General features: G+C 65.7%; 21 protein-coding genes and 1 pseudogene. 11 read left to right on the forward strand and 11 right to left on the reverse strand.

Annotated elements, in window-relative coordinates; all coding sequences use genetic code 11:
* Positions 1-17: 17 nt before the first annotated feature.
* From sucD to BA022_RS15795, 7 genes are all read left to right on the forward strand, one after another.
* Positions 18-911, forward strand: coding sequence for a succinate--CoA ligase subunit alpha (sucD, locus tag BA022_RS15765; RefSeq protein ID WP_011807127.1), 894 nt, complete (start codon positions 18-20; stop codon positions 909-911).
* Between the two features lie 156 nt (positions 912-1,067).
* On the forward strand, positions 1,068-1,751 hold the full coding sequence (locus tag BA022_RS15770) for a TerC family protein (RefSeq protein WP_088888074.1): 684 nt from the start codon (positions 1,068-1,070) through the stop codon (positions 1,749-1,751).
* A 281-nt stretch (positions 1,752-2,032) separates the two neighbouring features.
* On the forward strand, positions 2,033-2,848 hold the full coding sequence (locus BA022_RS15775) for a Stp1/IreP family PP2C-type Ser/Thr phosphatase (RefSeq protein WP_088888075.1): 816 nt from the start codon (positions 2,033-2,035) through the stop codon (positions 2,846-2,848).
* Between the two features lie 104 nt (positions 2,849-2,952).
* Positions 2,953-3,606, forward strand: a complete 654-nt coding sequence (locus BA022_RS15780; RefSeq protein ID WP_088888076.1) for an FHA domain-containing protein — start codon at positions 2,953-2,955, stop codon at positions 3,604-3,606.
* A 201-nt stretch (positions 3,607-3,807) separates the two neighbouring features.
* Positions 3,808-4,311, forward strand: a complete 504-nt coding sequence (locus BA022_RS15785; RefSeq protein WP_088888077.1) for a pilin — start codon at positions 3,808-3,810, stop codon at positions 4,309-4,311.
* Positions 4,312-4,368: 57 nt separating this feature from the next.
* Positions 4,369-5,148: a TfpX/TfpZ family type IV pilin accessory protein gene (gene tfpZ, locus BA022_RS15790; protein WP_148665186.1), complete on the forward strand. Its 780-nt coding sequence runs from the start codon at positions 4,369-4,371 to the stop codon at positions 5,146-5,148.
* 45 nt (positions 5,149-5,193) lie between these two features.
* Positions 5,194-6,672 carry a PglL family O-oligosaccharyltransferase gene (locus tag BA022_RS15795; RefSeq protein ID WP_187305977.1) on the forward strand — a complete coding sequence of 493 codons (1,479 nt, stop codon included), beginning with the start codon at positions 5,194-5,196 and terminating at the stop codon, positions 6,670-6,672.
* Between the two features lie 24 nt (positions 6,673-6,696).
* Here the strand turns inward: BA022_RS15795 and moaC are convergent, their stop codons facing one another.
* The gene (gene moaC, locus BA022_RS15800) at positions 6,697-7,200 is read right to left on the reverse strand and encodes a cyclic pyranopterin monophosphate synthase MoaC (protein WP_088888080.1); all 504 of its coding nucleotides are present in this window, start codon (positions 7,198-7,200) and stop codon (positions 6,697-6,699) included.
* Positions 7,201-7,311: 111 nt separating this feature from the next.
* Between moaC and BA022_RS15805 the strand changes: the two are divergent.
* Positions 7,312-8,876: pseudogene (locus BA022_RS15805) on the forward strand (M48 family metalloprotease).
* On the opposite strand, the gene BA022_RS15810 reads toward BA022_RS15805, so the two are convergent.
* The 3 genes from BA022_RS15810 to BA022_RS15820 form a co-directional block, all read right to left on the reverse strand.
* A complete protein-coding gene (locus BA022_RS15810; RefSeq protein WP_041836445.1) occupies positions 8,844-9,200 on the reverse strand; it encodes a phage holin family protein in 357 nt (118 codons plus the stop codon). The pseudogene BA022_RS15805 and the gene BA022_RS15810 overlap by 33 nt on opposite strands.
* Positions 9,201-9,343: 143 nt before the next feature.
* Complete coding sequence (locus tag BA022_RS15815) at positions 9,344-9,817, reverse strand: hypothetical protein (protein ID WP_088888081.1); 474 nt, start codon at positions 9,815-9,817, stop codon at positions 9,344-9,346.
* A 48-nt stretch (positions 9,818-9,865) separates the two neighbouring features.
* A complete protein-coding gene (locus tag BA022_RS15820; RefSeq protein ID WP_011807113.1) occupies positions 9,866-10,597 on the reverse strand; it encodes a TerC family protein in 732 nt (243 codons plus the stop codon).
* Between the two features lie 523 nt (positions 10,598-11,120).
* On the opposite strand from BA022_RS15820, the gene BA022_RS15825 reads away from it, so the two are divergent.
* Positions 11,121-11,564, forward strand: a complete 444-nt coding sequence (locus tag BA022_RS15825; protein ID WP_088888082.1) for a DUF3717 domain-containing protein — start codon at positions 11,121-11,123, stop codon at positions 11,562-11,564.
* 40 nt (positions 11,565-11,604) lie between these two features.
* Positions 11,605-11,910 (forward strand): putative signal transducing protein, encoded by a 306-nt coding sequence (locus tag BA022_RS15830; protein WP_011807111.1) that lies wholly within the window; start codon positions 11,605-11,607, stop codon positions 11,908-11,910.
* 73 nt (positions 11,911-11,983) lie between these two features.
* Here BA022_RS15830 and BA022_RS15835 read toward each other — a convergent pair whose 3' ends face one another.
* Positions 11,984-12,544, reverse strand: coding sequence for a YaeQ family protein (locus BA022_RS15835; RefSeq protein ID WP_011807110.1), 561 nt, complete (start codon positions 12,542-12,544; stop codon positions 11,984-11,986).
* A gap of 76 nt (positions 12,545-12,620) precedes the next feature.
* On the reverse strand, positions 12,621-14,000 hold the full coding sequence (purB, locus tag BA022_RS15840; protein ID WP_088888083.1) for an adenylosuccinate lyase: 1,380 nt from the start codon (positions 13,998-14,000) through the stop codon (positions 12,621-12,623).
* Positions 14,001-14,116: 116 nt separating this feature from the next.
* Here purB and BA022_RS15845 point away from each other — a divergent pair, with 116 nt between their 5' ends.
* The gene (locus BA022_RS15845; protein ID WP_011807108.1) at positions 14,117-14,731 is read left to right on the forward strand and encodes a glutathione S-transferase family protein; all 615 of its coding nucleotides are present in this window, start codon (positions 14,117-14,119) and stop codon (positions 14,729-14,731) included.
* Between the two features lie 294 nt (positions 14,732-15,025).
* On the opposite strand, the gene BA022_RS15850 is transcribed toward BA022_RS15845, so the two are convergent.
* The 5 genes from BA022_RS15850 to BA022_RS15870 all read right to left on the reverse strand — a co-directional run bounded on the left by BA022_RS15850 (position 15,026) and on the right by BA022_RS15870 (position 22,339).
* Positions 15,026-15,613, reverse strand: a complete 588-nt coding sequence (locus BA022_RS15850; protein WP_041836126.1) for a glutathione peroxidase — start codon at positions 15,611-15,613, stop codon at positions 15,026-15,028.
* Positions 15,614-15,826: 213 nt separating this feature from the next.
* The gene (locus BA022_RS15855) at positions 15,827-18,922 is read right to left on the reverse strand and encodes an efflux RND transporter permease subunit (RefSeq protein WP_088888084.1); all 3,096 of its coding nucleotides are present in this window, start codon (positions 18,920-18,922) and stop codon (positions 15,827-15,829) included.
* Between the two features lie 9 nt (positions 18,923-18,931).
* Complete coding sequence (locus tag BA022_RS15860; protein WP_088888085.1) at positions 18,932-20,104, reverse strand: efflux RND transporter periplasmic adaptor subunit; 1,173 nt, start codon at positions 20,102-20,104, stop codon at positions 18,932-18,934.
* Between the two features lie 16 nt (positions 20,105-20,120).
* Positions 20,121-21,575 (reverse strand): efflux transporter outer membrane subunit, encoded by a 1,455-nt coding sequence (locus BA022_RS15865; RefSeq protein WP_088888086.1) that lies wholly within the window; start codon positions 21,573-21,575, stop codon positions 20,121-20,123.
* Entirely contained in the window at positions 21,572-22,339 is a 768-nt protein-coding gene (locus BA022_RS15870) for a CerR family C-terminal domain-containing protein (RefSeq protein ID WP_187305978.1), read from the reverse strand. Before BA022_RS15870 ends, BA022_RS15865 begins: the two co-directional genes overlap by 4 nt.
* Positions 22,340-22,468 lie beyond the last annotated feature (129 nt).

Raw genomic sequence — 22,468 nt, forward strand, 5'->3', positions numbered from 1 at the left:
AGGCCCGGAGATAAAACATGTCGATCTACATCAACAAAGACACCAAGGTCATCACCCAGGGCATCACCGGCAAGACCGGTCAGTTCCACACGGAAAAGTGCCAGGAATACGCCAACGGCAAGAACTGCTTCGTGGCGGGTGTGAACCCCAAGAAGGCCGGCGAGAAGATTTTTGACATTCCAATCTTTGGGTCGGTCAAGGATGCCGCCAAGGAAACCGGTGCTACCGTCTCCGTGATCTACGTGCCGCCCGCAGGCGCGGCCGCCGCCATCTGGGAAGCCGTCGAGGCCGACCTGGACCTGGCGATCTGCATCACCGAAGGCATTCCCGTGCGCGACATGCTTGAAGTGCGCAACAAGATGAAGGCCAAGGAAGCCGCCGGCGGCAAGCGCACGCTGCTGCTGGGCCCCAACTGCCCTGGCCTGATCACGCCGGACGAGATCAAGATCGGCATCATGCCCGGTCACATCCACAAGAAGGGCCGTGTGGGCGTGGTGAGCCGTTCCGGCACGCTGACCTACGAAGCCGTGGCACAGTTGACCGAACTGGGCATCGGCCAGTCGTCCGCCGTCGGCATCGGCGGCGACCCGATCAATGGCCTCAAGCACATCGACGTGATGAAGGCTTTCAACGACGATCCTGACACCGACGCCGTGATCATGATCGGCGAGATCGGCGGCCCCGACGAGGCAGAAGCTGCCCGCTGGTGCAAGGCCAATATGAAGAAGCCCATCGTGGGCTTCATTGCCGGCGTGACCGCTCCTCCGGGCAAGCGCATGGGCCATGCGGGCGCGCTGATCTCCGGCGGCGCCGATACAGCCGACGCCAAGCTGGCCATCATGGAAGAGTGCGGTTTCACCATTACCCGCAATCCTTCCGAGATGGCTCGTCTGCTCAAGGGCCTGCTGTAATCCGCGAGCGTGGCGCGGTGTAGCACGCCAGGTTACGCAAAATTACGCACGCGCGAGAGGGTCTACCCTCTCTACACTGTCTAGCTCCAACACAAAAGAAACGCCAGCTTGGTTAACCCAGGCTGGCGTTTTCGATTCATAACACTGGAGCCATCAATGGAGTACTTGAGCAATGCCGATTTCTGGATCGGCCTGGTGAAGATCGTCTGGATCAACATCATTTTGTCGGGCGACAACGCTGTCGTCATCGCCTTGGCGGCGCGTTCGCTGCCTCCGCAGCAGCAGAAGAAGGCCGTCATGTTCGGCTCCGGCGCGGCAGTGGTGTTGCGCATCGTATTGACGGTAGTGGCGGCCAAGCTGCTGGAGCTGTCCTTCCTGCAGATCGTCGGGGGCTGTCTGCTGCTGTGGATTGGTTATCAACTCCTCACGGGCGAAGAGGAAGATGACGGCGCATCCAAATCCGCAGGGGGCATGTTCGCGGCCATCCGCACCATCCTGATTGCCGACCTGGTGATGAGCCTGGACAACGTCATAGCCGTCGCCGCCACTGCCCAGGGGAACATGGTGCTGCTCGTCCTGGGGCTGGCCATCAGCATACCGCTGGTGATCTTCGGCTCCACCCTGATGATCAAGCTCATGGAACGCTTTCCCGTCATCGTCACGCTGGGGGCCGCGTTGATCGGTTGGGTGGGAGGCGAGACCATCGTCAACGACAACTTGCTTCACGATTACGCGATGGGTCATCCGTGGCTCCACTACATAGCGGCCATAGCGGGCGCCGTGCTGGTGGTGATGGTGGGCAAGCTGATGCAATCCCGCGGCGAACCTCGGCAGGCCTGAAAAGGCTGGCGCGCGTTAGTGCGACGGGAATGTGCCGCGACCTGACGGACATGTACTTGAAGTAGCAAAAATGGCAGGCGAAGGGGCTGCGTAGGGCCTCTTTTGCAACACACGTCAACGGGCCTGGCTTGCATGCGTTCAACATCATGACGGACCTGTCGCCCCGTGCGCCTCGACTATGATGCGCAGTCCCGCAATGCCGGTTGTGAGGGATATGCAGCGATGCCCTCCTCAACCGCATGTAAAGCGCCTTCGCGTGAGGCGTCTCGCGGGAGTCTCTTATGAAACCTCTGCCGATGCTGAGCTACGAATTCTGCGCGTTGACGGACACGGGGCGGGTGCGCTCCAACAACGAAGACGCTGTGGCCATCCATGAGACGGCGCAGATGGTCATCCTGGCCGACGGCATGGGGGGCTACAACGCGGGCGAGGTGGCTGCCGGGATGGCGATCACCTACATCGGCACCGAGATGGTCCGCTGGCTGCAAGGCGACGGCTCCGCGGCATCACCTTCGGATGTACGGCATGCACTAGAGGCCTGCGTGGACAACGCGAACCACGCGATCCTCGGTGCCTCGATGTCCAACCCGCAGTACCTGGGAATGGGTACCACGCTGGTCGTCGGCGTGTTCCGTGACGACCGGCTCATTCTCGGCCACATCGGTGATTCGCGCTGCTACCGGTGGCGCGAGGGCCTCTTGCGGCAGATCACGCGCGACCACTCGTGGTTGCAGGAGCAGATCGACCTGGGACTGCTCACGCCGGCACAAGCAGCCGTTTCGGGGCAGCGCAACCTGGTTACACGGGCGCTGGGGGTGGATGTGTCCGTGCACATAGAAATCAACGAATTTCCTGTCGAGCCCGGTGACTTGTTCATTCTTTGCTCCGACGGCCTGACGGATATGTTGAGTGACGAAGATTTGGCCGAACTGGCGCGGATGCCCATTGCGCTACAAGATAAAGCGGCGCGCATGGTGGCCATGGCCAACGCCATGGGAGGGCGGGACAACATCAGCGTAGTGCTGGCGCAAACGCAACTCGCTCAGGACGCCAAAAAACGCGGCGGCCTCATGGCGCGCCTGCTGCGCACCTCGTGACCCTTCCGCCAAGCTCAGCCCGACCGCCAGGGCTTCATTTGCCTGTGCCCGGAAATTGCTACTTCCCTCTACTAGCTAAGTTGTTTGGATAAGGAAAAGTGATCATGCCCAGAATGGTCGTGTCGATCGATGGAGTTGTCATCAAGGAAGTTACCTTCACCAAGGAACGCACAACGGTAGGCCGCCGCCCCTACAACGACGTGGTCATCGACAACCTTGCCGTCAGTGGTGAACATGCGGTCTTCCTCATGATTGGGGATGATGTGGAAGTGGAGGACCTCGGCAGCACCAACGGCACCTATGTCAACGGCAAGGCCATCAAGCGACAGCCTTTGCGCAACGGCGATACGGTGGAATTGGGGAAATACAAGATCCGCTTCCTGCACGAAGAGCCTGGTCATGACTATGAGAAGACGATGGTCTTCAAGCCCGGCATGCTGCCGCCCTTCAGGCCGGAGACTCCAGCGCCTGCACCGGCACTCGCAGCAATCACGGCTTCCGTGCGGGTGATGACAGGCCCTGCGGCGGGCCGCGAAGTAGCCCTTGCAAAAGTCGTCACTACTATTGGAAAACCTGGAGTGGCCGTAGCGTCCATCACGAAGCGACATGGCGGCTTCGTGTTGGCGCATGTGGAAGGCGGGGGTGTCCCCCTGTTGAATGGCGAGCCTGTGAGCGATAGGCCTGTCGCTCTCAAGAATGGCGATCGGATCGCTTTGGCCAGCACGGAAATGGAATTCGTGCAAAGCGCGAATCGGTAACTGAACATTTGTGCGCGACAAATGTGTCGTTTTGTGATGTTTGTGCAGACCGTTTAGGAGGGGTGTGCGTACTTCCCTCGGTTCAATTGTGGCGAAAGAAATATTTAGTTTCAAATAAGGAGTGGCACGAAAGCTGCTCCCTTGTAGCCAACCCGCGGGCTTTTCTGCGGGGGGCTAACTATCTAATCCGAGGAGGAATTTATGAAGCGTATGCTCCAACAGGGTTTCACCCTGATCGAACTGATGATCGTGGTAGCCATCATCGGTATTCTGGCTGCTGTGGCACTGCCTGCTTATCAAGACTACACCGTGCGCGCTCGCGTGTCGGAAGGTCTGGTGATGGCTTCTGCCGCCAAAGTGAACGTGCAGGACGTGCTGGCCTCCGGTAACCCGCAAGACGACGCCAGTGGGTATGCAACGGGCTATACGGCTCCTGCGGCAACGCGCAACGTGGCTAGCGTGGGTATTGATCCCACGACCGGCAGAATTACTGTCTCGACCACTGCTGCGGCAGGTGCTGGCACCGTGATCATCACTCCCAACGCTCCGGCAGGCTCGGCTCTGCCTTCGGGTGTTGATCCCTTCACGCCTCCTGCACAATCGGTCGCTTGGCGTTGCATGGTTGCCGGCGCGCAGGCGGGCTCCTTCGTTGGTACGCAAACCGGCACCCTGGCGGCTCGTTTCGCGCCCTCTGAGTGCAAGTAAGCTGCCGGCATTCGCCCTAAAAGAGCGCTGCGGCGCTCTTTTTATTATCCGTTTAACATGCAGTGGCGTTCGCGTTTTCATGAGGCTGTAAAGCCTGCCTTGTTCCATCTGGCTTGTAGCGCCTTGATTGCGTTGCTGGCAGCTTCCCTGGTTTTTGGGGTCTGGTATCCATCACCCTATGACCAGCTTGCGGGCGGCCGTGATTTGCTGCGCTACATCGTACTCGTAGACGTAATTTGCGGTCCCCTGCTGACATTTTTGGTGTTTGATCGCCAAAAGTCGCGCAGAGCTCTGGTGACGGACATCGGCGCGATCGTGTTGCTGCAACTGCTGGCCCTGGGCTACGGGCTCCATAGCATGGCGCAGGCTCGGCCGGTGTTTCTGGCGTACGAGGGAAGCCGCTATCGGCTGGTCAGTGCGGCGGACGTGGACAAGGAGTCTCTACCGCTCGCGCGACCGGAGTTTCAGTCGCTGCCTCTTACGGGCCCACAGTGGATAGGCGTGCGCGTCAGCCAAGAGACAGACAGGGACTTTCCGGCGAGCGTGCAGTTGTCTCTGGCTGGTTTGCATTCCGCGTTTCGTCCCCAGCGTTGGGTGCCTTATGACAATCAAGTGGATGCGGTACGCGCCGCGTTGCTACCGCTGGAGAACCTCCTAGCGAAGCATCCTGATGATCGGGAGCTTGTGAACGCGGCACTTCTGAAGCATGGTTTGAAGCCTCAGCAGGTCGGCTATCTGCCGCTGTCGGCCGAGAAAGCAAGCTCCCCGGATTGGGTGGTTCTCGTGGAACGAAAATCTGGTGAACCCAGCGGCTTTCTCCCGCTCGATGGGTGGTAGCCGACAATGAATATGCAACACCGTGTACGACAAATAGTAGTCGTATTGTTACTGATCAGCCCATGGCTGTGGCCCCTGACATTTGGTCCTTATGCCGAAGCCATGCCCTGGCTTTTTTCGTTAGGGGTGGCAGCACTGCTGTTGGCACTGTGGCCTCAGGGTGAGGTTACTCGGCTGCTGGCATTGGCCTGGGTGTGGGCTGCCACCCTGAGCGTGTTACCTGAGATGCTGCAGTATTTCGGCTTGGCTCGTCTTGAATTCTTTTGGCCATGGATCCGAGATACGGCGCCGGGTTATGCCAGTGGCAACATCGGCCAACCCAACCAACAAGCGACCTTGCTGGGAATGGGGCTGTGGGCGTCATGCTGGTTAATACGCTCGCAGGGCCGCTTTTGGGCTTTGGGGGTAGCAGGTGCCATTATTGCCGTCGGCATGGCTGCCACGGCATCGCGCATTGGTACTGTGCATTTGGTTGCCGTTCTGTTGTTGATCCTTCTGTGGGGAGGCCAGGACCGTAGGTGCATGCTCCAGTGGTATGCCGTAGTGCTGGCTTTTTATCTTGCGGGAGCGTTGGCGCTGCCACTTTTGGCATCGCAGGTCGGCATAGAGGACGCACGTAGTCTCTGGATCCGGATTCAGAATGGTGAGGGCAGTTGCGGTAGCCGGCGCTTGCTGTGGGGGAATGTGTTGGAACTGATTGCTGCCAAGCCCTGGTTGGGATGGGGCTGGGGCGACCTGCGGTACGCGCAATACATGACGTTGTTCAAAGGCCCCCGGTGGTGCGCCGTCTTGGGTAATGCCCACAATCTGCCTTTGCATCTGGCGGTAACTCTTGGGGTCCCCGCCGCATTGTTTTTTTGCACCTTGGTTGCGCTTGTCGTGTTACGTGAGAGACCTTGGCGCGAGCGTGATTCGCGCCGTCAGCTTGCGTGGGGCGTTCTGGTACTGTTTGCGTTGCATAGCTTGGTAGAGTTCCCACTCTGGTATGGCCCTTTTCAGATTGCCGCCGTGGCTTGCATCTACGTGCTGTGGAAGACCAGGAATTCAGAGGGTTGGGCTTGCGTCGCCCCAACGAAACGGGGTGAGGTGTTGCGCTACGGCGCAGCAGCAGCGATGCTAGGGGCGAGTATTTTTGGATTCAGTGACTACTGGCGTGTAAGCCAGCCGTATTTGCCCCCTGAGCATCGTGTAGAAGGGCTACGAGGGAACCACGATGGGCAGAAGACACTTGTCTATGCTTCCAAAACTGTCTTCTTTCAGAACCAAGCGCTATTTGCGCGGTTGAATGCGCTCACTGTCGATAATGATAATGCGCTGGTTGTTAACCAACTTGCGACCTATCTGCTGCATTTCTCGCCAGAACCACGCGTGCTGGAGAAGTTACTAGATAGCGCATTTTTTCTGAATGAGATGGAACAGGCGAGGTTCCACTCGGTACGGTTTCGAGCGGCATACCCCAAGGAATATTCCGCATGGGTCAAGTCCCGCTTCCCGTCTGGAGGGTGGGATGTAACCTCTCACTGAGTGGACATTGGCGCTGCGGAGGACCTATTCATTGTCACGCTCCGCAGCCACAAACGTTCCCGATTTCCCGCCGTGCTTCTCCAGCACCCTGACCCCCGTCATCACCATCCGCTTGTCCGCCGCCTTGCACATGTCATAAACGGTGAGCAGCGCTACCTGCACGGCGGTCAGGGCCTCCATCTCCACCCCGGTAGGCCCCACGGTTTCCACCGTAGCCGTGCATTGCACAGCGCTGTCGGAAGGCAGCAGTTCGAACTCCACGGCCACGCGGGTAAGGGCCAGGGGATGGCATAGCGGGATCAGTTCGCTGGTCTTCTTGGCTGCCATGATGCCGGCGATGCGCGCTACGCCGAGCACGTCGCCCTTCTTGGCGGTGCCCGACTCGACCAGCACGAGTGTGGCGGGCTGCATCTCGATGCGGCCCGTGGCAATGGCCACGCGGTGCGTGGCCGGTTTGGCGCCGACGTCCACCATGTGGGCTTGGCCTTGGGCGTCGAAGTGGGTGAGGGGAGAGGGGGACGTTGTCATAAGGCGGGTTTACAACCGGGTGCGAAACATTCCAATGGCCGGGGCATCATACGGCCATGTGCAGATGGCCGCGATTGATGGCCGGCCCGTTCCCGCGGGTGGAGGAGTTGTGTGCAAGGTTTTCTACAAAATTGGCTCCCAGCGCCCAGCTGGAAAGCGCTGACAGCTTCTTTTTTTATAGCATTTGGCTCCCTGCAAGCACCGGCTGTGGTGGCACAGCCATCGCTGCCCACACTGGGAGATGGCCTGGAGATGACGACCAGCGCCGAGCGCAAGCTGGGCGACCGCATCATCCGCGAGCTGTACCGCGACCCGGATTACATCGATGACGCGGTGCTGAATGAGTATGTGCAGGGCCTGTTTCAGCCACTGGTGCAGGCTGCCAAGGCGCGGGGGGAATTGTCGCCCGAACTCGAGGAACGCTTTGCCTGGGAGATCTTGCTGGGCCGCGACCGTACGGTGAACGCATTTGCCCTGCCGGGCGGCTACTTCGGCGTGCATCTCGGGCTGATCGGTGTGGTGAGCACGCGCGACGAACTCGCGTCGGTGCTGGCACACGAACTCAGCCATGTCACTCAGCGCCATATTTCACGCCTGATCGCGCAGCAGGGGCGGCAGACGCCGCTGATGCTGGGTGCGCTGATCCTCGGCGCGCTGGCGGCGAGCCGCAGCCCCGATGCGGCCCAGGCCCTGATGGTGGGCGGGCAGGCGCTGGCCGTGCAGAGCCAACTGAACTTCTCGCGCGACATGGAGCGCGAGGCCGACCGTGTGGGCTACGGCCTGATGGCGCCCGCCGGCTTTGCGCCGCAGGGCTTCGTGGGCATGTTCGACAAGCTGCAGCAGGCCAACCGCATCAACGACAACGGCAGTTGGCCCTACCTGCGCAGCCACCCCTTGACCACGCAGCGCATTGCGGACATGCACAGCCGCATTCCGCCGGGTGCGGCGCAGCCCGCGCAGGCTACGCTGGAGCACCTGATGATGGCTGCGCGCGCGCGCGTGCTGATGCGCCCCGGTGTCGACGCTTGGCGACAGTGGGTTGCCGAGCCGCAGGACGCCGGCTTTGCCGCACGGCCCGCACGGCAGCGGGTGGCGGCCTGGTATGCGGCCACCCTCAGCGCGGTGCAGTTGGGCGACATGGCGGCTGCGCGCAAGGCGTTGCGTGCGCTGCAGTCCAGCGCAGGTACCGATGCTGCCGCGTTGCGCCAGGCGCGCCTGCTGGGTGCCGAGCTGGAGCTGGCTGCGGGCGACGCGCCCGCGGCGCTGACGTACCTGCAGGGCAGCGTCGTCACGGAAGGCAGCGGTGTGCCCAGCGCGCCCGCGCCCGCACGGCCAGAGATGCTGCTGCGCACCCAGGCCCTGCTGCGCACGGGCGCGGCAGGCGAGATGGCGGGGCCCTTGCAGACCTGGGTAGCCACGCATCCTCGGGACGCGACCGTCTGGCAAGCGCTGGCGCAGGTATGGCAACAGCAGGGGCAGTCCCTGCGCGCCGTGCGCGCCGAGGCCGAGGCACACGCCGCACGCTATGACTACGCGGCCGCGGTGGATCGTTTCAAGGCGGGGCAGGACCTTGCGCGGCGCAGCAGCGCGGCGGGGATTACATCGAAGCGTCGATCATCGACACGCGGCTGCGTGCCGTGGAGTCACTTCTTAAGGAACAGGCCGCCGAGCGCTGATTCAATCAGCATGCCCAGCAGAGAGTAGATCAGCGAACCGATCAGCGCGGCGGTAAAGCCGTGTACCTGAAAACCGTCGCCCAGCACCGAGGCGGCGGCCCAGAACATGAGCGCGTTGATCACGAAGAGGAACAGCCCGATGGTGACGATGGTCACCGGCAGCGTCAGCACCACGAGGACCGGGCGCAGCACCACGTTGAACAGGCCAATCACAAAGGCTGCGATCAGTGCAGCGCCGAAGCTGCGCACCTCCACGCCGCTGTAGAGGTAGGCCACGCAAAGCAGGGCGGCCGCGCTCAGCAGCCATTTGAGCAGTAGTCGCATGGCGCGCAGCATAGCACCGGGCCGGCGAATGCGCCGCGCCGCATGCGGCATGAGAGCGTGTAAAAAAAAGCCGGCCCATCTGCGCTTGCACGCGATGGGCCGGCTGGGCTGAACAGTGGTTTTGCCGAGTCCTGCCGTGCCGATCAGTCGGCGGCCAGCATGAACAGCAGGCCCAGGCTGGCGAGCGAGCCGGGCACCGTCCAGCGCCGTGGCGGTTTGCGCACGATGACCGGCGCGGCGGCGGGCGCTGCGTCGGTCGGGGTGTTCACCTCCTGTTCCAGCTTGGGGCGACGGGCGTCTACCACCCTGCACGCGCCATGCTCGGCCTGCAGCTGCGCCAGCAGCTCGGGCAGCGGCCCCTTGGCCAGTACCGTGCTGATGGGCGCACCCTCCGCCCGCAGCCAGGGCTGCAGCTGGGCAAACAGCTTGTCCGCCCATTTGGCGCGCCAGTTCTCGCGTGCGCTATGGCTCACCCATTTGCTGATGCGGTGCGTCATGCGCGGTGCGCAGGCCACCAGCACCCAGTGGATCGTGCCCGCAGTGGCGGGGGCCGTCAGCGGCTCCAGGACTTGCCGCGCGTAGGCTGCGTCGTCCACATACACGATGACCTTGTCCATGGCGGATCTCCTGTCGGGCCTATGGGTGCGTGTGCAGGAAGGCCTGTTTCAGCCGTGCTGTGCAGGGGCCGTCTTGCCGCGCTGCGCGACGATGGCCTTGCCGACCACCAGCACCAGCAGGGCGCCGGCCACGCTGGCGGCGTACTTCAGAGTGTCGGACTGCTCCAGCTTGAACATCCACTGCCACTTGTCGGGGTTGGCCAGCGCGGGGTCAGAGACCAGCATGCCGCCGGCGATCCAGCCCAGCAGCATGCCGCCGGCGGTGATGATGACCGGGAAGCGCTCCATGAGCTTGATGACCAGTTGGCTGCCCCACACGATGATCGGGATGGAGATCAGCAGGCCCAGCACCACCAGCAGCAGCGAATGGTCGCCCGCATTCTGCGCGGCGCCGGCAATGGCGATCACGTTGTCCACGCTCATCACCAGGTCGGCCACGATGATGGTCTTGATGGCGGCCAGCAGCTTGTCGCTCTCGGCCACGCTGCCGTGGCCGTCCTCGTCGGGGGCCAGCAGCTTCACGCCGATCCACACCAGCAGGATGGCGCCCACCACTTTCAGGAAGGGCAGGTTCAGCAGCGTCATCGCGAAGGCGATCAGGACCACGCGCAGGATGATGGCGCCCGCCGTGCCCCAGATGATGCCCTTGGTGCGCTGCGCGGGCGGCAGCTTGCGGCAGGCCAGGGCGATCACCACGGCGTTGTCACCACCGAGCAGGATGTCGATGATGATGATCTGCCCCAGTGCAACCCAGAACTCGGGTGAAGTCAGAAATTCCATAAAGTCCTCGTTATCAGTAACCGAAAGGAGGCCCGCAGCCACTGTAGGTGGCGGTGGGCGGCTCCGCAAGAGAGACACTGCACGGTGACCAGGGACTCGTCCACCCGCGTGGGTTGCGACGCGCGAAGAGGTAAGGACGGCCTTGATCAGCCCCGCAGGGCCATCAAAGGTCTTGCTCAGCCCGCATGCGATGCGTGGCGCATGCCGGGCCCGGGCTGCCGGAAGCGGTGCGCTTCGTACTGACGACAGACCGAGAGCCTCCGCACCCCGGGGCCGATGGCCGTCAGGACTTGGAGGTCAGGAGCTACTCCCCTTCGAACCTGCGATTGGAACATGCCACGAGGGCGGCGCGCAAGCGGCAGGCGTTTTTTGCGCAAGGCGGTTTGAAGAAAATGTTGCCAGATGCGCGACGGAATATGTCTGCCATGCTAGTTAAAACATAGCGAATGGCCCTGGCGACCCCGCCGCCATGCGCATGGAACACACCGGGACTGGCGGTATCATCGGCGCGCCCCTACCTGCCATGTCCTGCATCCACGTCGCCGATATCGAAGCCGCCATCAACCATTGGCGCGCCCGCGCCCCATCGCCCGATGGCGTGGGACTGGCGCCGGAAATCGAGGCGCTGGCCGAGGTGTATGGCCGCATGGTGTTTGCGCGGGCCGAGGACGTGGCGCCGCAGCAGATGCCCGCCGCGGCGCTGGCGGCGTGGCTGGCCTGGTATGAGACCACGCCCGACACACCGTGCATCGCCATCTGCTCCACCAGCCAGGGGGATGAATGGTGCAAGGGCTGCGGGCGCAGCTTTGCCGAGGTGCAGCACTGGTTGGCGATGAGCCCGATGGACAAGCGCGCCGTGTGGCGGCGCATCACCCGCGAGGGCGCGGCGCTGCGCTTCACGCGCTATGCCGAACGTGCGGCTGAGCGCCCCGCCGATTGCGCCGGCGGCGCTCCCGGCGCTGGTTGACCGGCTTTACGGCGGGGCGCGCGCCGGCTAAGGTGGCCGCATGCTGCGTTTGACCCAGGCCCCCGATATCGCCATGGCCACGCTGTGGCGCGACCTGCTGTGCGAGGCCGGCATGCCCGCCAGCGTGCAGCGCCAGCATCTGGGCGCGGCGGCGGGCCACCTGCCGCCAGGAGAGTGCCTGCCCGAGATCTGGCTCACGTACCCCGAACATGCAGAACGCGCCCGTGCGCTGCTGCGGGAGTTCCAGCATCTGCCGCAGCGCCAGTGGCGCTGCCACGCGTGCGGCGAGGCGATCGAGGGCGGCTTCGAGCAGTGCTGGAATTGCGGCGCCTTGATGCCGCAGTAGATTGCTATTTATTCAGGAGCTGGTGGCGCTTGTTGGTCGGGCGCTAGAGGTGTTTTTTGCTCAAAACGCCACGTTACTTCCAGCGCAGCGGTTCCACATGCACGCTGCCCAGGGTGCTGCTCAGCGTGAGGCCGCCTTCCTGTACTGTCGCCTGCAGCTGCATGCTGCGCTCGGCCAGTGTCGCCAGCTGCTGGGCGGCGTCGGCGGGCAGGCGCCAGACCTGCAGCTTGTCCAGCCGCGTGAGCTTGTTCTCGATGCCCTTCCACCACACTTCGGCTGCGTGGTGAAAGCAATAAACGATGACCGCATCGGATTTGCTGCAGGCCTTGGTCAGCGGCTTGTCCTCGGGCTGCCCGACCTCGATCCACAACCGCTTGCGACCCGTGAAGTCGGTCAGCGATACGTCCGGGTCCTCCGGATCGGACAGGCCCGCGCCGAACGCCAGCGTGCCATCGCCCTGGCAGGTGTCCTGCAGTTCATGGGCCTGCAGCGCCAAGGCGGCCAGCCGCACCATCATGCGCTCGTCGGTCTCGCTGGGGTGGCGCGCCAGGGTGAGTGCATGGTCGGCGTAGTAGCCGTGGTCGATGTCCGCGATTTGCAGGTTCGCCTTGAAGATGGTGGACTTGAGGGCCATGGGATGCTTTCAAAATGAGAGCTGCCCGCGCTTGACTGGCAAGCGCGGGCAGGCAAAAAGGCTCAAACCGGCTGGATCAGACGCGGCGCGCCAGCTCGGCCGCCTTGCCGGTATAGCTGCCCGGCGTCATGGCCAGCAGGCGGTCCTTGTCGGCTTGGGGGATCTCCAGGCCGTTGATCAGCGCGTGCAGCGCCTCGGCCGTCACGGTCTTGCCGCGCGTGACTTCCTTGAGCTTCTCGTACGCGCCCTGCACGCCGTAGCGGCGCATCACGGTCTGGATGGGCTCGGCCAGCACTTCCCAGCTGGTGTTGAGGTCGTCGGCCAGGGCTTCTTCGTTCAGCTCCAGCTTGTTCAGGCCGGTCATCAGCGAGGTATAGGCCAGCGTGGCGTAGCCCAGCGCCACGCCGATGTTGCGCAGCACGGTGCTGTCGGTGAGGTCGCGCTGCCAGCGGCTGATGGGCAGCTTTTCGGACAGGTGCCTGAGCAGCGCATTGGCCAGGCCCAGGTTGCCCTCGGCGTTCTCGAAGTCGATGGGATTGACTTTGTGGGGCATGGTGGACGAGCCGATCTCGCCCGCCTTGAGCTTTTGCTTGAAGTAGCCCAGGCTCACGTAGCCCCAGATGTCGCGCGAGAGGTCCACCAGGATGGTGTTGGCGCGGGCGATGGCGTCGAACAGCTCGGCCATGTAGTCGTGCGGCTCGATCTGGATGCTGTAGGGCTGGAAGGTGAGGCCCAGGCCCAGCGGCTCGGGCGTCTCCACGACCTTGCGGCTGAAGGCTTCCCAGTCGAAGTCGGGCCAGGCCGACAGGTGGGCGTTGTAGTTGCCCACGGCGCCGTTCATCTTGCCCAGGATCTTCACCGCCGCGATGCGCTCGCAGGCTGCCTGCAGGCGCACGACCACGTTGGCCAGCTCCTTGCCCACCGTGGTGGGGCTGGCGGTCTGGCCGTGGGTGCGGCTGAGCATGGGCACGTCGGCAAACTGGTGGGCCATCTCGCGCAGCTTGAGCACGATGCGGTCCAGGCCCGGCAGGATGACCTGGTCGCGGCCCGAGCGGATCTGCAGCGCATGGCTGGTGTTGTTGATGTCCTCACTGGTGCAGGCGAAGTGCACGAACTCGGCAGCCTTCTCCAGTTCGGGGCGGGCCTCGAACTTGGACTTGATCCAGTATTCGACCGCCTTCACGTCGTGGTTGGTGGTCTTCTCGATGTCCTTGATGGCGCTCGCGTCGGCCTCGGAGAAGTTCTTCACCAGGCCCAGCAGGTAGGCGCGCGCGCCGGTGGACAGTGGCTTGAACTCCGCAAATCCCGCGTCCGACAGCGCGATGAACCAGGCCACCTCCACCTGCACGCGGCGGTGCATGTAGCCGTGCTCGCTCATGATGGGACGCAGGGCGGAGAGTTTGGCGGCGTAGCGGCCGTCAAGGGGCGACAGGGCGGTGATGGTGGACAGGCTCATGGGCCGTCATTGTAGGTGGGCGCCTGGAATGCTGAGGGGCTGCGGCCGGCCGGCGCGCCCGCCCTAGAATCGCGCTCACCCGACCAACCCCATCCTCCCAGGCGCTGCACACCACCATGAAACTGATCGGATCAAATACGAGCCCCTACGTGCGCAAGGTGCGCGTGGTGCTGGCCGAGAAAAAGCTGGATTACCAGTTCGTCGAGGAGAACGTGTGGGCCGACGACACGGCCATCAGCGCGTCCAACCCGCTGGGCAAGGTGCCCTGCCTGATCATGGAGGGCGGTGAGGCGGTGTTCGATTCGCGCGTGATCGTGGAATACCTGGACACGCTGTCCCCCGTGGGCAAGCTCATTCCCGCCCTGGGGCGCGAGCGCGCCGAGGTCAAGACCTGGGAGGCGCTGGCCGACGGCCTGCTGGACGCCGCCATCCTCGCGCGCCTGGAGGCCACCTGGGCCGGCCGTCAGGACGGTGAGCGCAGCCAGGCGTGGATCGACCGGCAGCTCGCCAAGGCGCGCGCCAGCCTGCAGTCCATGAGCAAGGGGCTGGGCGACAAGCCTTATTGCAGCGGCATCCACCTTACGCTGTCGGACATTGCCGTCGGCAGCGCGCTCGGGTGGCTGGAGTTCCGCTTTCCTGACATCGCCTGGCGCACGGACCACCCCAACCTGGCCCGCCTGATGGACAAGCTGATGCAGCGCCAGAGTTTCATCGACACCCAGCCGCGCTGAACCGCCGACCCACTGGGCCTAAAGAAAAAGCGCGCCTTCCGTGAGGAAGTGCGCGCTTTTTGCTGCGGAATAAAAAAAGTTGCGAAGCGCCCCGAAACGAATGAAGAGAGGGAGGGAGGAGAAGCGCCCCAGGGTTGCAGCCAGGCCGGGCCTGGAAGGCTTCGCAACTTTAAAAACGGTTATTCGGATCACGCCGCGATGGACTCGCGGCCACGGTTAGCTCCTAGAGTGGGGGTGATGGTAAAAAGTTCCAGATCTCACCCATAAAAAAATTCAAAAAAATTTCACCAAGCCTCAACGCGGTGCCGCCAGTTGCTGCTCGATGGCCTGGATCAGCGCTTTGCTGTGGGGTTCCACCGAACTTCCGTAGCTTCCCACCACCTTGCCCGAACGGCTGACCAGGTACTTGTGGAAGTTCCAGCGTGGCGTCTGCCCCGCGGACGCTGCGGCGAGCTGGCGGTACAGCGGCAGGGCTTCGCCGCCCTTCACGTGGCTCTTGGCAAACATCGGGAAGCGCACGCCAAACGTGTTTTCGCAGAACTGGGCGATCTCGGTGTTACTGCCGGTTTCTTGTGCAAAGTCGTTCGACGGAAAGCCCAGCACCACCAGCCCTTGGTCGCGGTAGCGCGCGTACAGCTCTTCCAGGCCCTGGTATTGGCCGGTGAAGCCGCAGTAGCTGGCCGTGTTGACCACCAGCAGCACCTTGCCGGCGTATTGGCACAAGGCCTGCGGCGCCTCGTCCTGCAGGCGCGGCACGGTGTGCTGCAGCAGGGCGGGGCAGGCCTGGGCGTCTACTGCGGGAGTTGCCGCAACATCCGCCGCCTGGGCGGCGGGGCCCAGCAGCGTGGCGCATAGGAGCAGCGGCAAGGTCAGGCGTGGCATGGTGCAGGGATGGCGGGGAGGGCAAAAGCCCGTACACGCCGCCATTGCACCATGTCTGCAGGCGGCGAAAAAGTTTTTGGCTATCGACCATGCTGAAAGCATGGGTTTCACCTTGTTGCGATCTGACCGCCCGCGATGCCGCGTAATTGCTATTAAAAATATAGCTTCCAGCGCTTGCTGTCAAAGCGCTGGAGCCCTAAAACATGCTAGACCCTAGCTGGGTGCCCGCGCCTCGGCTGCCGGCGCCTCGCGCGCATGGGGACGACGCAGTACCCGGTGGCGCAGCCATTGCTCGAAGTCGTCCACATAGGTGAACACCGCCGGCACCACCAGCAGGCTGAGCACCGTGGAGGTGATGAGGCCGCCGATCACGGCCACGGCCATGGGGGAGCGGAAACTCATGTCCGCGCCGCCCAGCGCCAGGGCAATGGGCATCATGCCGGCGCCCATGGCCAGCGTGGTCATGATGATGGGGCGCGCGCGCTTGTGGCAGGCGTCCAGCAGCGCGTCCATGCGGCTCATGCCGTGGCGCCGCGCCACGATGGCGTATTCCACGAGCAGGATGGAGTTCTTCGTGGCGATGCCCATGAGCATGATGAGCCCGATGAGCGACGGCATGGAGAAGCTCTTGCCGGCCAGCAGCAGCGCCACGAACGCCCCGCCCAGCGACAGCGGCAGCGCCGCGAGGATGGTGACCGGCTGCAGGAAGTCCTTGAACAGCAGCACCAGCACGATATAGATGCACACCACGCCGGTGAGCATGGCCAGGCCGAAGCTGGCGAACAGCTCGCCCATCATCTCGGCGTCGCCCACGTCGATCAGGCGCACGCTGGCGGGCAGGCCCCGTACGGCGGGCAGCTGGCGTACGGCCTCGGTGACCTCGCCCAGGCCGCGCTCGCCCAACTCGATCTCGAAGTTCACGTTGCGCGAGCGGTCGTAGCGGCTGATGACCGCGGGGCCGCCGGCCAGCGACAGCTCGGCCACCTCGCCCAGGCGCACCGGGCCGTGCGTGCCGGGCAGCGTGAGGCGCTCCAGCACCGACAGGTCTTCGCGCGCAGCATCCTCCAGGCGCACGACGATGGGCACCTGCCGCTGCGCCAGGTTGAGCTTGGGCAGGTACTGGTCGTAGTCGCCCACGGTGGCCACGCGCAGCGTCTCGGCGATGGCGCTGCTGGTGACCCCCAGGTCGGCGGCGCGGGCGAAGTCGGGGCGCACGGCGATCTCCGGGCGCACCAGGCTGGCAGTGGAGCTCACGCCGCCGATGCCCGCGATGGTGCGGATGTCCCGCTCCACAGCGCGGGCGGCGGCCGCAAGCGCCTGCGGGTCTTCGCTGGCCAGCGCCAGGATGTACTTGTCGTTGGAGCCGCCCAGGCCCACCTTCACGCGCACGCCGGGCAGCTCTTGCATGGCGGCGCGCAGGCGCTGCTCGATCTCCTGCTTGCGCGGGCGCTCGCCCCGCGGCGTCATGCGCAGCGTGAGCGTGGCCTTGCGCGGGTCGCCCGCGCCCGCGCCGGCGAAGGGGTCGGCCCCGGCCGAGCCGCCGCCGATCGTGGTGTAGATGCTCTCCACATGGCCCACGCCCATGGCGCGCTCGGTGGCCAGGGCTACCACGGCGCGCGTGTCGGCCAGCTTCGCGCCGGGCGGCAGCTCCAGCGTGACCTGGGTCTGGGCGTTGTCGTCCGCCGGGATGAAACCCGAAGGCAGCAGCGGGATCAGTGCCAGCGAGCCGACGAAGAACAGCAGCGCGCCCAGCAGCGTGAGGACGCGGTGCTTCAGGCACCAGTGCGAGGCGCGCATGTACGCGGCCAGCCAGCGCGGCTCCTTCTCGTGGTCCACCATGGGCTTCATGATGTAGGCGGCCATCATCGGCGTGAGCAGGCGCGCCACGACCAGCGAGGCGAACACCGCCAGCGCCGCCGTCCAGCCGAACTGCTTGAAGAACCGCCCGGCAATGCCGCTCATGAATGCGGTGGGCAGGAACACGGCGATCAGCGTGAAGGTGGTGGCGATCACGGCCAGGCCGATCTCGTCGGCGGCCTCCATGGCCGCCTGGTACGGCGTCTTGCCCATGCGCAGGTGGCGCACGATGTTCTCCACCTCCACGATGGCATCGTCCACCAGGATGCCCACCACCAGCGACAGCGCCAGCAGCGTGATGATGTTGATGGAAAAGCCCAGCAGGTGCATGCCGATGAAGGCCGGTATCACCGACAGCGGCAGCGCCACGGCGGACACGATGGTGGCGCGCCAGTCGCGCAGGAACAGCCACACCACCACCACCGCGAGGATGGCGCCCTCGTACAGCAGCTTCATCGAGCTGTCGTACTCGTCCTGTGCGATGTCCACGAAATCCACCGTGCGCGTGAGCTGCAGGTGCGGGTGCTCGGCCATCAACTGGTCCAGCGCGCGCTGCACGCCCGCGCCCACCTCCACTTCGCTGGCGCCGCGGCTGCGCGAGACCTCGAAGCCGATCACCGGTTTGTCGCCCAGCAGCGCGGCGGTGCGCGGCTCGGCCACGGTGTCGGTCACGGTGGCCACCTGGTCCAGGCGGACATGGCGACCGCCGGACAGCGCGATCTCCAGCGCCGCGATCTCCTGCGCCGTCTGCACCGTGGCCAGCGTGCGCAGCGGCTGCTCGGCCCCGCCCAGCTCGGCGCGGCCGCCCGCGCTTTCCACCTGCACCTGGCGCAGCTGGCGCGAGACTTCGGCCGCGGTGGCGCCCAGCGCCTGCAGCTTGAGCGGGTCCAGCGCCACGCGCACCTCGCGCGCCACGCCGCCCACGCGGTTGACCGCGCCCACGCCGGGCACGGCCAGCAGCCGGCGCGTGAGGGTGTCGTCCACGAACCAGGACAGCGCCTCGTCGTCCAGCTGGTTCGAGGCGATGGCGAACGCCAGGATGGGCTGGCTGGACAGTTCCAGCTTGGTGATGATGGGGTCGCGCAGGTCCGCGGGCAGATCGGAGCGCACGCGCGAGACGGCCGAGCGCACGTCGTCCACCGCCTCCTGCACGGGTTTTTCAAGCTGGAACTCTGCCGCGATGGTGGCTGTGCCGTCGGTCAGCGTGGAGGTGATGTGCTTGAGCCCCTGGGTGGTGGCGATGGCGTTCTCGATCTTGCGCGCCACGTCGCTCTCCAGCTGCCCCGGCGCCGCGCCGGGCAGGGAGGCCGTGACCATGACCACGGGCAGGTCCATGTCGGGAAAGTTCTGCACCTTCATGGACCGGAAGGCCAGCAGTCCGGCCAGCGTGAGCAGCACGAACAGCATGGCCGCCGGGATGGGGTTGCGGATCGACCAGGCGGAGAGGTTCATGGTCGCTCCTTATTTGCTAGCTGCTTGCGCTTGAGGGACGGGCGCTGCAGCCTCTTTTGGTGCTGAATCTGCGGCAGGCGCAGCCTGCACTCGCACCAGGTCGCCGTCGTTCAGGAAGGCGCCGCCGCGCGCCACGATGCGCGCCTGGGGCGCCAGGCCCGAGGTGATGGCCACGCGCTCGCCGCTGCGCGCACCGGTCTGCACGCGGTGCATGGCCACGCGCGAGTCCGTGCCTACCTCGAACACGTGCGAGAAGCCGTCGCGCACCACCACGGCCGACAGGGGTACCAGCAGCGCGTCGCGCTCGCCCAGCAGGAACTCGCCGCGCGCGAACATGCCCGCCCTTATCTCGGGGTGCGCCGGCAGGTCCACGTACACCAGCGCATTGCGCGTCTGCGGGTCCACCGTCGGGGCCAGCATGCGCACCGTGCCTTCCACCTGCGCGCCGCTGGCGGCCGTCACCACCGCCTTGGCACCGGGACGGATGCGGGGCAACTCGCTGGAGGTGACCTCCGCGCGCCACTCCAGCCGGCCCTTGCGCACCATGCGAAACAGCTCGGTGCCTGCACCCACCACCGCGCCCACGGTGGCCGTGCGCGCGGAGATCACGCCACTGTCGGGCGCCAATACCTGGGTGTGTTTCAGACGCAGCTGCTGGGCGTTGAGCGCCGCCTGTGCCGCCGCCACGCGGGCCTGCGCGGTCTGCGCGCCGGTGGCGTATTGCTGGATCTGCTGCTGGCTCAGCGCACCCGAGGCGCTCAGGGTGTTGGCGCGGTCGGCGTTGGCCTGCGCCTCGGCCTGGGCGGCGCGGGCCTCCAGCAGGCTGGCGCGGGCCTGGGCCACGTCGGCCTCGATGGTCTCGGGCGCGAAGGTGGCCAGCACCTGGCCGGCGCGCACCGTGTCGCCCACGTTCACGCGCACGTCGGTCAGCCGCAGGCCGCTCACCTCGGCGCCAATGCTGGCCTCCTGCCACGCGGCCACGTTGCCGTTGGCCGGCAGGCGCTGGGTCACGTTGCCGCGCTGCGGCTGGGTGGTGGCCACGGTGAGGGCGGGGCGGGGCCCCTCGGCCTGTGCGGAGTCCTCGGCATGGGTGGGGCCGCTGCCCAGCAGGACGGCGGTGGTCGCGGCAAGCCCCAGCAAAGCCAGGGCGATCAGGGTGCGGGTCGGTGTCAGGCGCGGCATGGCGGTCGAAAAGGATTTAGTGCGAAGAAGAAGGGGGGGTGGTGGCCGCCTGCGTGGAGGTCTGGGCCGCCGGCGCGTCGGCCTCGGGCGTCCAGCCGCCGCCGGCCGCGCGGTACAGCGCCACCCAGGCGGCCATGCGCTCTTGCTCCAGCGCGACCACGGCGGTGTCCGAGGCGAGGGCGGTGCGGCGGGCATCCTCCAGTTCCACCAGGCTCGCCAGGCCAGCGCGCCAGCGCTCCTGCGTGGCGGTGAAGGAGCGGCGGTAGTCCTCGGCGGCGCGCCGGGCGTCGGTGCTGCGGCGCGCGGTGCTGTCCAGCCGCGCCAGGGCCTGCTCCACCTCGCTCACGGCCTGGCGCACCTGCGCGCGGTAGGCCTGCGCGGCGCTGTCGTAGCGCGCACGGGCGGCATCCACCTGTGCGGCGCGGCGACCGCCGTCGAACAGCGGCAGCGTGACGGCCAGCGGGCCGATGGACCAGGTGTTGCTGGTGGCTTGCACCCCCGCGGTGCGCACCAACCCGCGGCCAATGGTGCCGCTGAGCGTGAGGCGTGGGTAGCGCTGCGCCTGGGCGTCGCCCACCTCGGCACTGGCGGCCGCCACCTCGCGCTCGGCGGCGTACACGTCGGGCCGCTGCGCCAGCGTCTGCGCGGGCAGGCCGTCGATGCTGAACAGCTGCTCGGGCGGGTGCAGCGGCGGCGCGGCAGCCAGCTGCGTGCGCAGCAGGGGCTCGTCTCGCCCGGTGAGGGCGACCAGTGTCTTGACGATCACCTCGCACTGCAGGCGCTGCTGCTCGGCGCGCACCGCGCTGTCGGCCTGGCTGGCGGTGGCCAGCGCGGCAGTGGCGGGGGCGGTGAAGCCGGCACGTTCGCTCTCGCGCGTGAGGCGGGCCGTTTCGCCGCGCGAGCGCGCATCGGCCTGCGCCACTTGCAACTGGCGCGCGCAGTGGTGCCAATTGCTGTACTGCAGAGCCGTCTCGGCCGCCACGGAAACGCGGGCCTCGTGCCACTGCGCCTGCGCACCGGCCAGGCGCTCGCGCGCGGCGTCCGCCACGGCGGCGTTGCGGCCGAACAGGTCGATCTCCCAGCCGGCCTGCAAACCCGCCTGGGCGGTGGTGGCCACGCCGCGCACCTGCTCGTTGAAGCCGCGGCTGGCGCTGGCCTGCGCGTCCAGGCTGGGCAGCAGCGCCGCGCGTGCGGCCGTCTGCTGCGCGCGGGCCTGTGCCAGACGGGCGCCGGCCTCGGCCACCGTGGGGCTGAGGGCCTGTGCGTCCACGATCAGCGCGCCCAGCAGCGGGTCGCTGTGGCGCTGCCACCAGTCGGCCAGATCGGCCACGCTGCCTTGGTGGGGCAGCGGTGCGTGCCAGGCGGCGGGCGCGGGCGCCTGCACCGCCGCGGGCGGGCGTTGCACGGCGCAGGCGGCCAGTGCCAGGGGCAGGGTGGAAAGCGCAAGGCGCTGGAGGACGGGGCGCTTCATGGTGCGGTAGACCTGCGGGCGGTGCGCCGGCGGGGGGGGGAAGAGGTCGAAGGGGAGGGCGAGGCCGGGGCCGAAGGGGCGGCAGGCTGAGCGCGCGTACGCCGGCGCCGCTCGGTGGCCACCATGGCCATGGCGTAGTCGGCCAGGCGTTCCGCCCACTGGTCCACGGCCGCCGGGGATGCGAGCAGCTGTGGCTGCATGGCGCACACCACTTCCTGGTGGCTCCACAGCTGAAAGGCCAGTCCGGTGACGGTGAGCGTGAGGCGGTGCAGGTCGTCGTCGGCCTGCGGTAGCTCCAGGTGCCGGCACAGCAGCGCGGCCATGGCCTCGTTGGGTGCGCGCACGTCTTTTTCCAGCTCGATCTGCCACTGCGCCGTGGGCTCCAGCATTTCACGGATGTGCAGCCGCACCACCTGGCGTGCCATCTCGCCGTCGTGCAGCGGCCCCAGCGCGCCCTGGTAGAAGCAGTGCAGCGCGGCGCGCAGGGACAGGCCGGGGCGCATGAAGTCGGGCACCAGCGATTGCAGCGAGCCGAAGGGCGCGGAAAACAGCGCCGCGTACAGCGCGGCCTTGTCGCCGAAGTAGTAGCTCACCGAGGCCACGTTGACCTGGGCCTCGGCGGCGATCGCGCGGATCGAGGTCTTGGCGTAGCCCTGTTCGGAAAACAGTTTGAGCGCCGCCATCAGCAGCCGGGTGCGCGCCGGCGGCGGGCTGTCGCCGGTGGCGCCGGGGCGGGGGGGCGAGAGGGGGGCGGACGTCGTCATCGCGGCGCATTAGACCACGATGAATCAAACGTTTGTTTGATTTTTACGGGGCGCTACATCTGCGCACGAATGGAAATTCCATGTATCAAAAGTGCCCATTGCGCTTTATGGATAAGCGCTAATAGCTAT

Origin of the sequence: Diaphorobacter nitroreducens (assembly GCF_002214645.1) — a bacterium.
Taxonomy (GTDB): domain Bacteria; phylum Pseudomonadota; class Gammaproteobacteria; order Burkholderiales; family Burkholderiaceae_C; genus Diaphorobacter; species Diaphorobacter nitroreducens.

What these genes read in the sequence shown, in the direction of transcription:
- sucD (WP_011807127.1), top strand. Translation starts at nt 18, where the DNA reads ATGTCGATCTACATCAACAAAGACACCAAGGTCATCACCCAGGGCATC.
- BA022_RS15770 (WP_088888074.1), top strand. Translation starts at nt 1,068, where the DNA reads ATGGAGTACTTGAGCAATGCCGATTTCTGGATCGGCCTGGTGAAGATC.
- BA022_RS15775 (WP_088888075.1), top strand. Translation starts at nt 2,033, where the DNA reads ATGAAACCTCTGCCGATGCTGAGCTACGAATTCTGCGCGTTGACGGAC.
- BA022_RS15780 (WP_088888076.1), top strand. Translation starts at nt 2,953, where the DNA reads ATGCCCAGAATGGTCGTGTCGATCGATGGAGTTGTCATCAAGGAAGTT.
- BA022_RS15785 (WP_088888077.1), top strand. Translation starts at nt 3,808, where the DNA reads ATGAAGCGTATGCTCCAACAGGGTTTCACCCTGATCGAACTGATGATC.
- tfpZ (WP_148665186.1), top strand. Translation starts at nt 4,369, where the DNA reads ATGCAGTGGCGTTCGCGTTTTCATGAGGCTGTAAAGCCTGCCTTGTTC.
- moaC (WP_088888080.1), bottom strand. Translation starts at nt 7,200, where the DNA reads ATGACAACGTCCCCCTCTCCCCTCACCCACTTCGACGCCCAAGGCCAA.
- BA022_RS15810 (WP_041836445.1), bottom strand. Translation starts at nt 9,200, where the DNA reads ATGCGACTACTGCTCAAATGGCTGCTGAGCGCGGCCGCCCTGCTTTGC.
- BA022_RS15815 (WP_088888081.1), bottom strand. Translation starts at nt 9,817, where the DNA reads ATGGACAAGGTCATCGTGTATGTGGACGACGCAGCCTACGCGCGGCAA.
- BA022_RS15820 (WP_011807113.1), bottom strand. Translation starts at nt 10,597, where the DNA reads ATGGAATTTCTGACTTCACCCGAGTTCTGGGTTGCACTGGGGCAGATC.
- BA022_RS15825 (WP_088888082.1), top strand. Translation starts at nt 11,121, where the DNA reads ATGTCCTGCATCCACGTCGCCGATATCGAAGCCGCCATCAACCATTGG.
- BA022_RS15830 (WP_011807111.1), top strand. Translation starts at nt 11,605, where the DNA reads ATGCTGCGTTTGACCCAGGCCCCCGATATCGCCATGGCCACGCTGTGG.
- BA022_RS15835 (WP_011807110.1), bottom strand. Translation starts at nt 12,544, where the DNA reads ATGGCCCTCAAGTCCACCATCTTCAAGGCGAACCTGCAAATCGCGGAC.
- purB (WP_088888083.1), bottom strand. Translation starts at nt 14,000, where the DNA reads ATGAGCCTGTCCACCATCACCGCCCTGTCGCCCCTTGACGGCCGCTAC.
- BA022_RS15845 (WP_011807108.1), top strand. Translation starts at nt 14,117, where the DNA reads ATGAAACTGATCGGATCAAATACGAGCCCCTACGTGCGCAAGGTGCGC.
- BA022_RS15850 (WP_041836126.1), bottom strand. Translation starts at nt 15,613, where the DNA reads ATGCCACGCCTGACCTTGCCGCTGCTCCTATGCGCCACGCTGCTGGGC.
- BA022_RS15855 (WP_088888084.1), bottom strand. Translation starts at nt 18,922, where the DNA reads ATGAACCTCTCCGCCTGGTCGATCCGCAACCCCATCCCGGCGGCCATG.
- BA022_RS15860 (WP_088888085.1), bottom strand. Translation starts at nt 20,104, where the DNA reads ATGCCGCGCCTGACACCGACCCGCACCCTGATCGCCCTGGCTTTGCTG.
- BA022_RS15865 (WP_088888086.1), bottom strand. Translation starts at nt 21,575, where the DNA reads ATGAAGCGCCCCGTCCTCCAGCGCCTTGCGCTTTCCACCCTGCCCCTG.
- BA022_RS15870 (WP_187305978.1), bottom strand. Translation starts at nt 22,339, where the DNA reads ATGACGACGTCCGCCCCCCTCTCGCCCCCCCGCCCCGGCGCCACCGGC.